The organism is Dokdonia sp., assembly GCF_039945015.1.
GTDB lineage: Bacteria > Bacteroidota > Bacteroidia > Flavobacteriales > Flavobacteriaceae > Dokdonia.
Map to the genome: position 1 here is coordinate 1 of NZ_JBDUXP010000024.1, position 17010 is coordinate 17010.

A 17010-nucleotide genomic window follows, 5' to 3' on the forward strand; every position below is an offset into this window, starting at 1 on the left:
CCAATGCCAAATCTGGATCCAGATCCATATGAGTTATGTGATGATGATGCCGATGGGATTATGGTTTTTGATTTAACGACTCAAGAATCTCAAATACTAGATGGATTAGATCCAGCAATATTTACCATAACCTGGTTTGTAGATCAAACTGCAGCCGATGCAGGGATGCCAGTTATTCCAGATCCAACAAGTCATACCAGTAACACCAATACTGTTATAGCTGTTGTGACTGATGTAGCTCAGAGCACCACTACTTTTTGTAGTCAATCTGTGATTCTTGATCTTATAGTAAACCCATTACCAACTCCTATTCAACCTGCTCTTTACGAGCTTTGTGATGATATAGAAAGCGGTAGTGATACCGATGAGTTTTCTACCTTTGATTTACGTAGTCGTGATGATGAGATTACAGGAGCGAATCCTGATTGGGTAGTGAGTTATCACTTGACTGAAGCCGAAGCTGATGCCGGGACACCTACATTAACAGATTTATATCAAAATGCAGTTCCAGCCTCTCAAACGGTTTGGGTACGTGTAGAGGATGTAGTGACAGGCTGTTATGATCTTATCACATTAACTCTAGCTGTGAATCAATTGCCATCTCCGACGGTGATCGATCCAATAGAGGTGTGTGATGATGATTTTGATGGTATTGCCATTTTTGATCTTACCGATCCTGTTGTGACCGCTGGTATTTTTAATGGCGAGACTAACTTTTCGTTGAGCTTCCACGAGACATTAGCTGCTGCTGAGTTAGGAACCCCTGCTATTGCAGACCCTGCCAACTATGCTAGTGTAAGTAGAACAATTTATGTACGAGCTACCGATACTGATCCAGCAACGAGTACTGTTTGTTTTAGAGTGATAGAAATAGAGTTGGTTGTTAATCCAATTCCATTAATAACCCTTCCATTACCAGATCTTACAGAGTGTAATGATGGTACAGATCAAGTTATCTTTGATCTTACTCAGAATGAAACTGCAGTCTTAGGAGGTTTAGATCCTTTAGATTATACCTTGACCTATCACGAACAGAACATGGATGCTTTAGATGATGTTTTTCCTATTGGAGATCCTGTCAACTATTTAGTAACTGCACCAGGGACTATAATATGGGTACGATTAGAAAATATAGCTACAGAGTGTGCTTCTGTTGCACCTTTTAATGCAACGATTGCACCGATACCTGTCTTTACAGCACCTCCAGCAATACTAGAAGCTTGTGATAGTGAAGGTCCATTGGTAGGAACAGATGATGATGGTATTACTTTCTTTGATTTAACCTCATTGGATGCTGGTATTACAGCAGGAGATCTTACCTTAACAGTTACGTATTATGAATCTCAAGCAGATTTAGATGCAGGCAATTTTATTACTCCTGCCGATGCTTATGTAAACACGGGAGCAGTACCACAAACTATCTTTATTCAGATTAGTAGCACAGCTGCTGGGATGTGTATGGCACAAACGACAGTCGATTTGATTGTAAATCCATTACCATTTATTCCAGAGCCTTTAGCTGTAAGTATTGCCTGTGATGATGATAATGATGGTTTTGCAGATTTTGATCTACAGAGCTATAATGATGATCTACTAGCTAGCTTAACAGGTATTAATTTACGTTTTTACGAAACTTTTGACAATGCACAATTAGATGATGGTACTGGTTTATTAGATATCTCGTTACCATATAACAATATTACAGGGATGGCACAATTGTATCTTGTTGCCGAGGATACCACTACTGGTTGTACGAAGATTTACAGTTTTGATCTTTTAGTTTTCCCAATGCCAGACCTTCCATTGTCAGCTGATTTAGATCCTCTTACTGAGTGTGATACAGATGGAGATGGTTTTGAGCAGTTTAATCTTACAGATAATGAAGCTGCTATTCTAATCAATATTCCATTGGCAGATCAGGGGAACTTTATCGTGACTTACCACACGACAGAGGCAGATGCTGAAAATGGTGTGGCAGCCATACCAACACCTACTGCATATACCAATGTAAATATGAACACGGTTCCAGATGAGATCATTTGGGTACGTGTAGAGACCAATGATGGAAGTGCCAATAACTGTCATGCGGTTACTAGTTTTAATATTGTTGTAGAGGCCTTGCCTGTGATCAATCCAGCAGGAGTAGATCTTAATATGGTGGTGTGTAATGATGACAGTGTTGCAGATGATCCATTAGGGGTTGTCGTATTTGATTTAACTTTATTAGAGACTGATATTACAGGAGGCGATGATTTATTAGATGTAGTTTATTATGCATCCTTAGCTGATTTGGCAAGTGACACCCCTATTGTAGATCCAGATATGTATACGAATATTCTGAATCCACAAACGATTCAGGTGGTTGTGACTTCATTAGCTGGATGTAGTTCTCAAACGACATTTGATATTGAAGTGTTACCATTACCAAGTCCAGGGACACCAGATAATGTTGAGCTTTGTGATGATGATTTAGATGGCGATGATACCAATGGGATTGTTGAGTTTGATCTTACCCAGACGGTGACAGTTATCGAAGGAGGAGAACCAGTAACGGTAAGTATTTTTGATGATTTGACATTAGCAGAAGCGACACCATTTGACGCTATGGATATTGTAACAACCATAGGAGTTGGGGGAGAGATTCTTTATACCAATACAATTCCAGGAGGACAAACATTGTATGCTAGAGTAGATAGTACGACAAGTATTCTACCTGATGGTACTGCTTGTTTTGTGATTGTTCCATTTGATGTTATTGTAAACCCATTACCAATTTTAGTTCAAGACACTCCCTATGATTATACTTTCTGTGAAGAGTTTGATGGAGATGATACTATGGGAGAGGTAGACCTAATGACCTTGGCAGATGATGCTGGGTTCTTAGTTGCACCACAGAACACAGCTGACTTTACTATTTCATATCACAATACGGCTATTGAGGCAGAGAACACTGCTTTCCCAATAGATCAATCGGTATTATTTACAGTAACCGATGGTGATGAGATTTTCTTTAGAGTAGAGAATACGACAACAGGTTGTGCTTCTTTTGGAAGTGTGATCTTTACCGTAGAGACGCGTCCAGAGGCAAATCCAGCAGATGATATCACACAGTGTGCTGATGATCCAGGGATCAATGGTATTCCAGTACAGGATGTATCTACCTTTGATTTGACACAACAAAATGATGTGATTACAGGAGGAGAAGCAACGACATCGGTCGTCTATTATACATCCTTAGTAGATGCACAAAATATGGAGAATGAGATTCTAGATCCTACGGCTTTTGTCAATACGAGTGATCCACAGACGATTTATGCAAGAGCGATTAACACAGCTAGTATGTGTGAGTCAACGGCTGTGATTGAGTTTATGTTGTTTGTAGAGCCATTACCATTTACCGACTTAAGTGATGAAGGGGGAGAGATTTGTGTAGATGAGCAAACAGGAGAGTCATTAGAACCTTTCTTACTAGATGGAAGTGTAGAAGATCCAATATTAGATGAAGACAGTTATGCTTATACTTGGACACGAGATGGAGTTCTAGTTTCTTTAGAGCCAACCGTACTTGTAGATCAACAAGGAGAGTATGAGGTAACCATTACAGCGACCTATGACAATGGAGCTGGTGTGATTACTAGTTGTGATTATGTAGCCAATACGAGTTATGTAGCGGTGAGTGCACCTGTCTTTACAGCAGAAGTTGTAGAGAGTTCATTTAATCCAGGAGGTCTTTATACGGTAGAGGTTACCTATGTGAGTGCATTTAATAGCAGTCCAGAGGATTTTGAATATGCTATAGATGATGGTCCTTTCCAATCAGGTACGACCTTTACAGGAGTTTCTCCAGGGGAGCATACGGTATTTGGGCGTAGAATCTCAGGAGAGTGTAGTATCTCAGAGGTGGTCATTGGAATTATAGATTACCCAAGATTCCTTACTCCAAATGCAGATGGTTTTCACGATACGTGGAATATCATAGGAATTGGAGTGGCACCAAATCTAAATGCGAAGATTTACATATTTGATCGTTTTGGGAAGTTAATCAAACAGTTGAGTCCAACTAGTGAAGGTTGGGATGGTACCTTTAATGGTCAACCATTACAATCTGATGATTATTGGTTTAGAGTTAACTTTACAGAACCAGATGGAGAATTTACCCAAAGAGAATTTGTAGGGCACTTTACTTTAAAAAGATAAGACTCTTTTAAAAAGAGAATACTATAAAAGAAAACCTCCTAGTGATTATACTAGGAGGTTTTCTTTTATAAAATAATTTAATACGCTAAGATTTATCTCGCTGATTTATGTTTTAAAATTTAATATATATTCTTTTAGGGTACTTATATGTTTACCCAGAAAGCGTTTATGAAAAATAGAGAAGATTCCAAGTTCTATTATAAATGCTTCTAATCGTTTTTATTTTAAAAAAGATAGAATAATGATAAGAAGATACTAAGGATTAACATTATATATCTGTACTCGTTCAGATAAGAAATATGGTGTGAACTAAATAGATATTTAAGTGATAAATGATTATATAAAAGAGAGTAGAGATTCTATTAAGTAAAATAGGGGAGGAAACTATGTTTTTTTATAATAAATTAAGAGGAATTATTTATCTAAAGAGTTCCCAATCTAATTTAAGAGAAAATACATTAGAGTAGATAGCAGCACTTTGATCACCTATATCAGTAAGAGCATAATCGACGTGAATACCTTTGTATTTAAAACCAACACCTATATTAGGTTGAAAGCCTACCGTTGTGGAGTTATCTAACTCTGTGATTTCTTGAAAATTTCCAACACCCGCTCGTACATATACAAGCTCAGCATATCCAAACTCAAAGCCTACTGCGGGAGTAACACTCACGGCAGAAGAAGATATGATATCATTGGTTTGTGCAAAACGAACATTAAGGTCTATTTCGGCTTTAAAACTATAATCATAATGATGTATCCAAGATCTTCCAAATCCAGCTTGTAATTTTGGAATCGTAATTTCAGTACTCTCAGGTAAATCTTGATTCTGACCTTCTACAGCATCGCTTATAGTAGCAAATTCATCTTCATCAATACTCCAAGCATTTACGGTTGTTGTAATATCACGAGCCATTATTCCAAAATCCCATTTCCCTTTTTTCCATTGTAAACCTACATCAAGTCCAAATCCCCAGCTATTTGCAAAATCCCCAATCACACGTCGTACTACTTTTGCGTTTACACCTATATTAAGACCATCTAAGGGTAATTTACGGGCATACGAGAAAGTAACAGCCCAATCTGCAGTAGAAAATAAACTAACTCTATTAAAATCAATATTTCCTTCTGAATCTATAAGTTGTGTGGTGTTTAAAATATCATCTACACCAAAACGTATCACAGAAAGACCAATAGCACTCTTGTCATCTAACGGTTTTGCAAAAGCGATGTAATCAAAATTTGCAATGTTTGCAAAGTAAGATGCATGCATGATAGATACTTGATTATCTTCTAGATGAACAAGTCCAGCCGGATTCCAATATCCAGAATTTACATCATTGGTACTAGCTACGACAGCATTACTTTGACCTAATGCGGCAGCGTCTACTCCGATGTTTAAAAACTCATTTGAGTATTTACGCACGGCTTGTGCACTTACAGTTATAGTAAGTAGCAGGAAAATTATGGATATATTCTTTTTCAAAAGCAGTAATTACGGGGCAAATATCCCTCTTTTATTACACAATCTAAACTTTATTTTAAAGTAGATATTGTATGTATGCCAACTTAAATAATTTTCTTTCCTATTTTTACACAAATACTAACGATGCAACTCAAAAAATATATCCCCAATGCCCTTACTATGGGTAACCTCCTTAGTGGCTGTATAGCCGTATTATTTGCTGTTCATAATCAAATGGAATACGCCGCTATTTTTGTAGCTTTAGGTATCTTTTTTGACTTTTTTGATGGCTTTTTTGCAAGACTTTTTAATGTGCAAAGCGAAGTGGGATTACAACTAGATTCACTAGCAGATATGGTGACTAGTGGCGTGGTTCCAGGTATTGTGATGTATCAATTATTACTAAATACGAATGATATTCCTTGGGGAACTTCCTTAGAAGCATCTCATTTTAATATAGCATACCTAGGCTTTGCAATTACACTAGCTTCGGCATATCGACTAGCAAAGTTTAATGTAGATGATCGTCAGACAAATTCATTTATTGGATTACCTACACCAGCTAATACGTTATTTATTTTAAGTATTCCTTTAATTTTAATGTATCAAGAGTACGCTTTCGCGAAAGCGTTATTAACAAACCCATATGTATTAATAGGCATTACATTATTAAGTAGTTATATGCTTAATGCAGAGATTCCTTTATTTGCGCTTAAATTTAAGACGTGGGATTTTGCAAAAAATAAAGTACGTTACCTATTTCTTATCATAAGTGTACTTTTAATTATTGTATTGCATTATCTAGCAATACCATTACTTATTATACTGTATGTTTTGTTATCATTGTTTTTCCCTGAAAAATCTACATATTCTGAAGAAAAGGAATAGCTATTTTGACTTTAGAAAGTATCTTTGTTAAAAATAAAGTATCCATGACAAACCCAGAAGTAAGAGCATTAGAGCCTAAAGCGCTATGGAATAAATTTGCAGACCTTAACGCAGTACCTCGCCCATCAAAAAAAGAAGAGCGAGTGATACAGTTTATGAAGGATTTTGGAAAAAAACTAAACCTTGAAACTTTAGAAGATGAAGTAGGAAATGTGATTATACGTAAACCTGCAACACAAGGTTTGGAAGACCGTAAGATGGTCGTGATGCAATCACACTTAGATATGGTACATCAAAAAAATTCTGATACTACTTTTGATTTTGATACTCAAGGTATAGAAATGTATATTGATGGGGATTGGGTTAGAGCAAATGGAACAACGTTAGGAGCAGATAATGGACTTGGCGTTGCCACGATTATGGCAATTTTAGAAAGTGATTCTATTGTACATCCAGCAATAGAAGCATTATTTACGATAGATGAGGAAACTGGAATGACAGGTGCTATGGGTCTCAAAGAAGGGGTTCTTAAGGGAGATATCCTTCTTAATCTAGATACAGAAGAAGATGATGAGATTGGCGTAGGGTGTGCTGGTGGTATTGATGTAACTGCTACCCGCTCATATGCAGAAGAAGCTGTAGGAGAAGGCAAGACTGGGTATAGCATTACTGTAAGAGGTCTTAATGGAGGGCATTCAGGAATGGATATCGACAAGGGATTAGGGAATGCAAATAAGCTTATGAATCGTTTACTGTATAATGGATTCGAAAATTTTGGATTACGTATTGCTCAAATAGATGGAGGTAGTTTACGTAACGCAATTCCAAGGGAGAGTTTTGCAACAATAGTTGTAGATAAGGTACATCAAGAAAGTTTTGAATTTGAATTTGGAACACTAGTAAAAGCTATTAAAAATGAATATGCAACATTAGAATCTGACCTTGAAATCATCCTTGAAGAAACAAAAACTCCAGAAAAAGTCATGGATCTAGGTGTTCAAGAAGGGTTGACAAAAGCATTATATGCGGCACATAATGGAGTATATCGTATGAGTCCAGATATTGAGAACCTAGTAGAGACGTCTAATAATATAGCACGTGTTCTTGTACAGAATGGAGCTATAAAAATAGGATGTCTTACACGTTCATCTGTCGAGTCTTCTAAAACAGATCTTGCAAATGCACTGCGAGCTACTTTTGAATTAATAGGATGTGAGGTAGATTTGTCTGGGGATTATCCTGGATGGGCCCCTAATATGAAGAGCCCTATTTTACAAGTACTAGTAGATAAATATAAAAACATTAACAATACAGAGCCTCACGTAGCAGCTTGCCATGCAGGTTTAGAATGTGGTATTCTTGGACAAAATTACCCAGAAATGGATATGATTTCTTTTGGACCTACGATTAAAGGAGCACACTCTCCCGATGAACGTGCAAGTATATCTTCTGCAAAAAAGTATTGGAACTTTGTGTTAGAAATTTTAAAAGATATTCCTGCAAAATAAACAGGTATTAGTATATATTAAAAAAGGCTGAGATATACATCTCAGCCTTTTTTAATTCCTATAGTTTTGATGATTTATTTTTCATCTGCGATACCTACCATTTCTAATTCAAAAACAAGATCTGCATTAGGAGGAATAACGCCACGGAAACCAGAAGGACCGTATCCTAAATGCGAAGGGATAAATAATGTCACTTTATCTCCTACACTCATTTTTAATAATCCTTCTTTAAATCCTGGAATAAGACCTACATCTGGACTATATTTTCTTTGCATAGGTGCATACCCTCCACCAGCTTTACGACGCTCATCAAATTGACCTTGACTTTTTGCAACTTCTTCTATGCTTGTATCAAATAACTCTCCGCTTGCAAAGTATCCTGCATAATGCGCCATAAAAGTACTACCTATTGCAGGTTGCTGTCCTTTTCCTTTATGATCCCAGTGTATTTCAAGACCGCTAGGAAGTTTTTCTGTATCTGATCTTTTTGCATCAAACGTAGCTTTTACTTTAGCATACGTTTTTGCTTTTTCAGCAATCTCTGCAGCTTTCTTTTCCTCATGTTTTGCTAATTCAGCAATAAATGTAGCAGGAGCATCATACTTTTTTGCAAAGCTACCTTTACGTATAATATTTACTTGTTGCATAAATACATCTCCTTTAGGCTTTCCAGCTCTTGGGTCTAGCATTTCAACACCGGTAATAGAATCAATAACGTCAAAACCAATCACTGTTTCACCCCACACAGTATGCCTTCCATTAAGGTGTGGTGTAGGTTTGTGTGTTATAAAGAATTGACTTCCGTTTGTATTAGGTCCACTATTTGCCATTGAGAGTATTCCTACTGTATCGTGTTTCTTTTCAGAAAACTCATCGTGAAATTTATATCCAGGATCACCGCTTCCAGTTCCTTTTGGATCACCACCTTGAATCATAAAATCTTTAATAATTCTATGGAATTTTAAACCATTATAGTATGGCTTTCCTGCATAAGCACTATCTGTCATAGTATGCGTTCCTTCTGCAAGTGCTACAAAATTTGCTACAGTAGCTGGAGCATCTTCATAGAATAACTCGGCAACCAGAGTACCTTTATCGGTGATAAACTCTGCATAAATGCCATCTTCTAATTCTGGGTATTTGTCATTACATGAGAGTAATGAAAATAGGGCAACAATAAGTAACATGTGTATTTTTTTCATGGGTTAAAAAATGTATTAATTATTCGGGTTGATTATCTTCTTTAATTTTAAGTAAACTTACGGTAGATTGTATAGGAACGTTACTCCCTATTTTATCTTCCAATCCATAATATCCATATGCTTTATGAGAAGGAAATAAGAATCTAATGGTTTCTCCTTCTTTTAAAAGCTTAAGTCCATCTCGTATACCAGAGATTAAATCTTGATTACTTTGATCTATTTTGACAACTTGGTTTCCTATATTGTCTCTAGAGAGTATTGTTGTTCCTTGTAATGACTTTATATCATATGTAAAGGAGACTAAATCTCCTTTAATAGGCTTTTTAGAGGTAACAGTATCCTTTATTATATACGTATACCAAAATCCACTTTCGGAAGCTATATAGGTCTTTGCAGTATCTTTTGCAATTATCTTTTTAATGATAACCTCTTCTTCTGCAATAAGTTCTTTATTACGTTGTATAGACGCATCGGTATAAGATCCTGATTTTTGAGAAATGGGAACTCTAGCTTCTGGTCCTTTACAAGCAAAGAGGCTAGCTACACATAGTATCATTAAAATCCCTTTCTTCATAACTTACAATTTGTCTTTATAACGTGGTAATATACTAATAAATTGAGCTATTGTTTCTTCTAGAGATAGATCACTTTTTCCTCCAGCTGCATTTGTATGTCCACCACCGCTATAATGTGCTCTAGCAAATTCATTTACAGAAAAATCTCCTTTTGAACGAAGTGACATTTTTATAATAGTATCAGCTTTATTTTCTATAAATATGACAGCAAAAATAATTCCTTTTAGTGAAAGGCCATAATTTACAAAACCTTCTGTATCTCCCTTTTGAAATTTGTGGTCATCTAGTTCTTTTTGAGATAAGGTAATATAAGCTGTCTTATACTCAGGAAGGACTCTTAGGTTTTTAAGAGCTACTCCTAGCAACTGTAATTTTGAATAACTATTTGTATCATAAATATTACGATGAATACCAGAGTTATCTGCCCCACTAGCAATAAGATGTGCTATTACTTTATGAGTTGTGGCTGTTGTAGATGGAAATCTAAAAGAACCAGTATCGGTCATGATTCCTGTATATAAACAACTAGCCATATCTGCATCTATTTGATCTGTAGCATCTAGTGCATCTAGAAAATGATATACCATCTCACAAGTACTACTCATACTTGTGTCACTATAAGTAACTACAGCATAATCAGATGGTTGTTGATGGTGGTCTATCATGACAAAATCTGCGTTAGAAGTCGCAAGTACTTCTCCCATATCTCCTGTTCTAGAAAAGTCATTAAAATCTAATGTGAAAATAACGTGGGCTTCTTCTATTTTTTCTTTGGCAGCGATAATAGAAGAGTTAAAAATTAAAACATCTTCATGACCTGGTAACCATTTTAAAAAATGAGGATAGTCATTAGGAGCAATCACTGTTGCTTTATGTCCTATTTTAATAAGATATTTACACAACGCCAATGTACTTCCCATAGCATCTCCATCTGGATTTTTGTGTGGTACAATAACAATAGATTTAGGAGTACTCAATAGCGTTTGTACAGTCTTTATATCACTAGAATTCATAGTGAGCGAAGATACAATTTATGGCTATGATGGTTTATAAAGTTTGTTAATAATTTGCAAAATGCAAAGAAGAATTCGAATTTGATGGAATCTTATCATATACATACTATAGAAAAGCACTATTTTTGCGCCTAATTTAAAAGGAAGCTATACGCTTTCGCGAAAGCTTAAAAAATAATATACATATTTAAATACAAGATTCCCTCCGATATGGGAATCACCTGAAAACTATGGCAACAAATAGAACATTTACAATGATTAAGCCTGATGGCGTAGAGAATGGACACATCGGAGCAATTTTAGAGAAAATTACAGCGAGTGGTTTCCGTATTGTAGCGATGAAACTTACACAAATGACTAAAGCAGACGCTGAAGCTTTTTATGCGGTACATAATGAGCGTCCATTTTTTGGAGAGTTAGTTGAGTTTATGACTCGTGGCCCTATCGTTGCGGCGATTCTTGAAAAAGAAAATGCAGTTGCAGATTTCCGTACATTAATCGGAGCAACAAACCCAGCAGACGCAGCTGAAGGAACTATAAGAGCTTTATATGCAACTTCTATGGGAGAAAATGCTGTTCACGGTAGTGATAGTGATGAGAATGCAGCAATAGAAGGTGCTTTCCATTTTTCTGGAAGAGAGATGTTTTAATCGTATTAAAACATATATTATATAATAAAGACGCTATCTGAAAAGATAGCGTCTTTTGTTTTTAATAGAAATATTAAGAGGCCTCTGCTAAATCTACAATATTACCAATTCCTGCTCCTAGCTCTAATAACCCATTGAGAGCTACTAACTCACCTGTAAGAAATCCTAATCCAAATTTTGAAAAAACTTCTGGATCTACCAATGCGGCGAATTCTGTAATACGACTAAGGTACCCACACATATTTCCAGATTCTATGACAACGGCAAGCGTTCTATTAGTAGATTTTGGTGTATTTGATAGTTCAACAATATGATAGACTGATGCCGTCATAGCTACTACACCAATGACTGAATTTACACCAGCTCCTACTTTTTTTACAGTACCTTCAAAAGCAATTCCAGCATCTGGAGTATTAAACCCTCCTTTCCCTAATGAAATTCCTTTAAATATAATTTTGGCTAGAAGTGTCGCTCCACTTGCTCCAGAAGAAATTAAGGACCAAACTGGGTCTTTAATAGGAGTTGGTGCAGCAATGAGTCCTGTGATTCCTGCTGCTCCAGCACTTACTGCACCTAGAATGGCAATAGGTGTTTCTAAAGGACCTGCACCAAATTCAGTAGCATTTTGAGCAAATACGAGTCCAGAACCTATAATTCCTACGATTCCCGAAATACTGTGACCTACTATAAATATAATTTCTCTAACATCGTGTGAGAATTCAATAGGAATAAAAGAAGAAGTTTCTTTTTCATTACGAGAACGACTTCTGGTCATTTGTCTTTGATGAGTAGGAGAGAAGCTTGCTTTAAGATCTGCTACGGATGTGGCATCTATTATTTTTTGGCTAAATCCATCATCTTTTGAGAAAGGTGCTTTTTTTAGAGCAGCTTTATAAATAATAGTGGCAGGTACAGCACCAATCATACAAATAATATCTAGAAGTGAGAAACGTATTTTAATTCCTAAAGCATCTTCTAGTATATCATGTATTATAGGGAATATAATAGGCTCGTCTATAACTTCGATAGCAGTTCTTGCTATTAAAACAAAAAGATCAATGATAAGATCAATAAAATTTTCAGCTGTATTGATGAGAGCATCAAAAACAATAGCTGCAATTTTTTTAAGTAAATCTCCAAATTTCATGTTTAGAGGATCTTTTTGGAGGATTTCTGTGTCAATACGTTCTATAGCACTACTAAACACAGTTCCTTGATTCATAAGTGCTGTGTATAATACATCTATAAGACCCACTAGTCCTGTTTTTGCAGCATGAATACCTTCTCCATCTTCTAGTTGAGAAACATTATCAGTAAAATGTTGCTGCAAAAACATAGCTGGGGAAGAAAAAGCTTCGGTAAAGTCAACTTGCTTATTTGCATGAGACATGGTTTTGGTACTGTAATCTATACGCTCCCAAGTATCTTTTTCAATACCTCCCCAATCATCAATATGAGTTTTTAGCATCCCCGTAAATTTAGCAAGCTCCCCTTTTAAGGATTCTACCATATCTACACTATTGTGCATGGTGAGTAATAGTAAATTTTTGAAAACATCTTTAGTTCTTACTAAATCATCCCAATCAAAGAAGAAACTTAGAAAATCTATAAGGTCTTCAATACCCGTTTTAATGGCATCAAAAATAAACTCGATAGCGCTTATTATTTTTTGAGCACTATTAATTACAAAACGAACAATCTCTTTACCTATGTGTACTATAAAATGCCAAGCATTTTCGGCCTGAACAATAAAAAACTCAGAAATATCATGTGCTACATTTTCAAAGAAACTTATGACATCTCCAGCAGCTACTTCAATAGCTTTAGAAAAATCTATGACTTCCATGCCTCTTGTTTGTCTACTTTGAAGTAATACTCCTGATTGTTGTAAACTTCTTCTTTGTTGTGTAGATGTAATTCCAAAATTAAAAGTTTGTACATTTTGTAAAGGGATGTTTGCCCAATCTACTGCTACTACTTTTGCAGAAGCCCTTCTTGATGTAGGTCCTTTTTTTAAGGAATTAGAAATTTCCATAAGCTGTTGGATAGATTGTACAACTTCTTCTTTGTCTTCTTTAGAAGTGTCTTTATGGATTAATGCTTTTACAGATCCATCATTATATCTAATCTCAGCCTTACTCAATTTATCTACCGTATTTAAAGCTGCAAGCTTGTTTTGAGGCCCTTCCATAGGATTTATAGAGATATTTTTACCATCTGATCCATATATAGTATACCCAGCAGCGCTTAAAGTATTATGTGCTATTTCTACAATAGTGATAGCTCCCATATGATCTACTTTTATAGGAATGGGAGAAGTGTCAAGAAGATAATACCTGTTATTTATATAAACACTAGTTCTTGTGTCTGAAGCAATGTCTAACTCAATATGGTTATTATCTTCATCTTGAAAAATAGGTTGGTTATGGTCATTAGTGACTCGGATCCGAGTAGTGTATGAATTTAATTTGAGAGATTTTGTGTCATTAATATCTAATGATGGTAAAAGAATATCATCATAAGACCAAATAGAAGTTACGGGGCTTTGTATAGCTTTGGTTAATCTATTTGCGCCTACATGTGCAAAAAAAGTATTTCCTTGATTGACTCTATTTATATATGTCGTAAGTTCTTGTACTCCTTCAAGTAATGTAATAGGATGAGACCATGCAGCAGGATGATCTATTTTAGTACTATCACAAGAGGTATAAAATATTTGCTGCGCTCTATTAAGTCCCCAAACTACAACATTACCTTTTTGAAAAGTGGTATAAAGAGTTTCTACACTACCAAATAGTTTATGTTCCATAATCTTTACGGAAGTACTCCCATCTTGTTGTTTATCTGAAGGGAAATAACTTAGATTATTACCTCCAGCTATAAAGAGATGCGTAGTCTTGTTATCTGTAGATACTGCGGATATAGCAGAAGTTTCTTTTGGAAATTCCAATCGTGTTGCCGTTGGAGCAACAGAAGGATCATACGGATTATAAAGAGGCGTATAAATAAGTTCTTGTTTTCCATTAATATTCCCAAGAGTATAGATGCCTGCAACACGAGGATCTTTTTTTCCTAAACAACTTGTAATGCTTTCTGCATGTAGATTTGCTGATAAATCATGGGCTATCCAATACGAACCGGTTACTTTCTTTTTTAAATCTATAAAATATCTAAATACAAATCCTTGCGTACTTTCTGGATCTTTTAAGATGTCAACTACAATGTATTGTTTTGCCGCAGTTTGATTAATGTAGGTTTCTGTGACTACTATTTTAGAAAAATGATGGTCTTTATCATCAAAAGGAATGTTTGTCCATTGAATATCTTCTTCCCAATCTGCATCATTGTTTTTTGAGGCAGAAGCGGTGTATATAAAATCATGATCATTTACACTGACTGCTAGTATCATAACAATAGCGCCTGTATTTATATCTTGAGAAACACTAAAGGTTTTTGCAATGACTTTTTCACCTTCGTGAAAACGAGAGAGCTCGGTACTTTGATCACTTTTTGAATACCCAGTTTTTGAACCTATTACTTCTCTAGTGATATAAAAATTATGATCAGTTCCTATAGAAAAGAATAAAGAATGTCCTTGATTGGTTTGTAGTGCTTCAAATTTAGTATCTGGAGCTACAATTTCTGCGTGCTTAAAATTTTGCATTAACTCCGAAGAGTACGATATATTAGTTTTCATAAGTTCTAGAGATTAACGTTTTTTAAAATTGGTAGATGACGGGCTTGCATAAGTTACATGAGTAACTAAATCTTGGTGTTCAGAAAAACCAACGTCTTTAAAAACAAAGGTTTTTCCTCCAGGGAAGACCCATACTCCAGAACCATTTAACATGCTTAAGATTTTTTTGTCAAACCCATTGACATAAGCAGTTTTAATAGAATCTATTTTACTATTTAGGTGATCAAAAAAATCATCTATAGTACCAAATGTCATGATATCTAACCAAACATCTGATTTTAACTTCTCTGAATTATCTGTGATAGTAGATTTTCCATTTTCTATAGTTACTGTAAAGTTTCCATAAGCATCTACACCTATGAGATATGTAGTTTCGATGGTATAATCAATAAGGTTACCTTCTACTTTTCCTAAGTCTGCTTCAAAATAAACATAAGCAACCGCTTTTGTTTTGATTTTGATTTTATTTGCTTCTAAATGGATATCAGAACCTACACTGTAATTAAACTTTACTTCACTACCATTCATCCAACAAAAACCAGATTTGTTGCCGCTGGTTTTATCAAATGTATAACTCAATACATGAGAAGTACCGTCATTGATAATATTATATAATTTAGCAGTAGTGTCTGGAGTTGCATCAAATTCATATATAAATGGTTTAAGTGCATTTTCAATTTCTGGGCGACATGTAACACTACTTTTAGGAATTAAGGAAATCGTATTTAATGAAGGTGCTAAAAGAGTGTTTAAGTAAGAAACAAAAATACCTTTTCGTATCGCCATAGTCCCACTAAAATCACGTTTTTGAGAAGATGCTACCCAATTCCATTCAAAAGGTACTGGGGCTGGCATATGATTATTGTTTGTCATCACCAAATAGTTCAAAGTAAACAGGTCATAATTTTTTGTAGGAACCCCTTTTTCATCTATATAAGGAGAGACCATAAAATTAAGATCGGTAGGTACGACAGATGATTTTTTTATAGGCTCTTGGGGTTTTACACTATATCCTAATAAGAAATCACCATTTGGATTGTCTCCAGATTGATTGTGTTCTTTTAAGTTTTTAAAGTATTGATTGATAAAAATTTTGGTGAGGTATATAAATGCAGTGCTTGTGGGTTCTAGTCCAGAGATTTCAGGGCTAGATTCTAATCCTGCAGTATTCAGATCAAGGTACAATTGCTGTACACTAAACATGGAATCTGGGTTAAGATTTTTTATCTTTTGTTGTACAGTTATAGGTAATTCACTAAAAGCAGAATCATTAGATCTTAAATCTAAGTTGACATTAAAAGTAAATACCCAAGGCTGTTCTTGTTCAGATTGTCGTATGTTGCTCCAACTTAGTTTTCTTCGGCGGTAGTTTAGGTTTAAAATTTCAAATTCTTTACAGACTAGTTTATAGGTGACCATAGAATTTCCTTTGTCTAGCGTAATCACATTAGGAATTTCGTTTAGTTCAAATTCTAAAGGAAGCCCCATTGTAGCTCTAAATGCAAATACAAACCCTAGTTCATCTAGCTTTTCTACAAGATCATTCTCTTGAGTTTCTCCATTAGGGATATCAAATGGATCAGCACCGAGTTCTTTCTTAAGAGCTTCGTAGTCCATAGGAACAATATTTTCATTGTCATCAGTGTCTTTATAACACATAATAAATTGATTGCCGTTAAACGTGTCTAAGAATTCTTTCATGGTAGCATTTATAGATGCTTGGGTGACAGAAACGACCATATCGTACCCATATTTTGGTAAAGAAAGATTGGATTGTGAAGTGCTCATAAGAATTTATTTTTTAAGGATTAACAG

Annotated in this window: 10 protein-coding genes; 4 read left to right on the forward strand and 6 right to left on the reverse strand. The window is 35.4% G+C overall.

From position 1 onward, the window contains the following. A partial coding sequence (locus tag ABJD27_RS18640; protein ID WP_348202085.1) for a T9SS type B sorting domain-containing protein occupies positions 1 to 4197 on the forward strand: 4197 nt, incomplete at its 5' end. A gap of 418 nt (positions 4198 to 4615) precedes the next feature. Here ABJD27_RS18640 and ABJD27_RS18645 read toward each other — a convergent pair. Further along, on the reverse strand, positions 4616 to 5683 hold the full coding sequence (locus ABJD27_RS18645) for a PorV/PorQ family protein (protein WP_348162016.1): 1068 nt from the start codon (positions 5681 to 5683) through the stop codon (positions 4616 to 4618). A 123-nt stretch (positions 5684 to 5806) separates the two neighbouring features. On the opposite strand from ABJD27_RS18645, the gene ABJD27_RS18650 reads away from it, so the two are divergent. Continuing rightward, positions 5807 to 6550, forward strand: a complete 744-nt coding sequence (locus tag ABJD27_RS18650; RefSeq protein WP_348162018.1) for a CDP-alcohol phosphatidyltransferase family protein — start codon at positions 5807 to 5809, stop codon at positions 6548 to 6550. Between the two features lie 44 nt (positions 6551 to 6594). Continuing rightward, positions 6595 to 8058: an aminoacyl-histidine dipeptidase gene (locus tag ABJD27_RS18655; protein ID WP_348162020.1), complete on the forward strand. Its 1464-nt coding sequence runs from the start codon at positions 6595 to 6597 to the stop codon at positions 8056 to 8058. Between the two features lie 74 nt (positions 8059 to 8132). Here the strand turns inward: ABJD27_RS18655 and ABJD27_RS18660 are convergent, their stop codons facing one another. From ABJD27_RS18660 to ABJD27_RS18670, 3 genes are read right to left on the reverse strand one after another with little or no spacing between them, the layout of a single operon-like run. Further along, a complete protein-coding gene (locus ABJD27_RS18660; RefSeq protein WP_348162022.1) occupies positions 8133 to 9260 on the reverse strand; it encodes a peptidylprolyl isomerase in 1128 nt (375 codons plus the stop codon). A 19-nt stretch (positions 9261 to 9279) separates the two neighbouring features. After that, positions 9280 to 9834, reverse strand: coding sequence for a gliding motility-associated peptidyl-prolyl isomerase GldI (gene gldI, locus ABJD27_RS18665; protein WP_348162024.1), 555 nt, complete (start codon positions 9832 to 9834; stop codon positions 9280 to 9282). 3 nt (positions 9835 to 9837) lie between these two features. After that, positions 9838 to 10848 (reverse strand): bifunctional oligoribonuclease/PAP phosphatase NrnA, encoded by a 1011-nt coding sequence (locus ABJD27_RS18670; protein WP_348162026.1) that lies wholly within the window; start codon positions 10846 to 10848, stop codon positions 9838 to 9840. Between the two features lie 230 nt (positions 10849 to 11078). Here ABJD27_RS18670 and ABJD27_RS18675 point away from each other — a divergent pair, with 230 nt between their 5' ends. After that, positions 11079 to 11498 (forward strand): nucleoside-diphosphate kinase, encoded by a 420-nt coding sequence (locus tag ABJD27_RS18675; RefSeq protein WP_348162028.1) that lies wholly within the window; start codon positions 11079 to 11081, stop codon positions 11496 to 11498. Between the two features lie 73 nt (positions 11499 to 11571). Here ABJD27_RS18675 and ABJD27_RS18680 read toward each other — a convergent pair whose 3' ends face one another. Together ABJD27_RS18680 and ABJD27_RS18685 are read right to left on the reverse strand one after the other, a co-directional pair. Continuing rightward, positions 11572 to 15195, reverse strand: a complete 3624-nt coding sequence (locus tag ABJD27_RS18680; protein WP_348162030.1) for a hypothetical protein — start codon at positions 15193 to 15195, stop codon at positions 11572 to 11574. A 12-nt stretch (positions 15196 to 15207) separates the two neighbouring features. Continuing rightward, the gene (locus ABJD27_RS18685) at positions 15208 to 16983 is read right to left on the reverse strand and encodes a hypothetical protein (protein ID WP_348162032.1); all 1776 of its coding nucleotides are present in this window, start codon (positions 16981 to 16983) and stop codon (positions 15208 to 15210) included. Between the last annotated feature and the right edge of the window lie 27 nt (positions 16984 to 17010).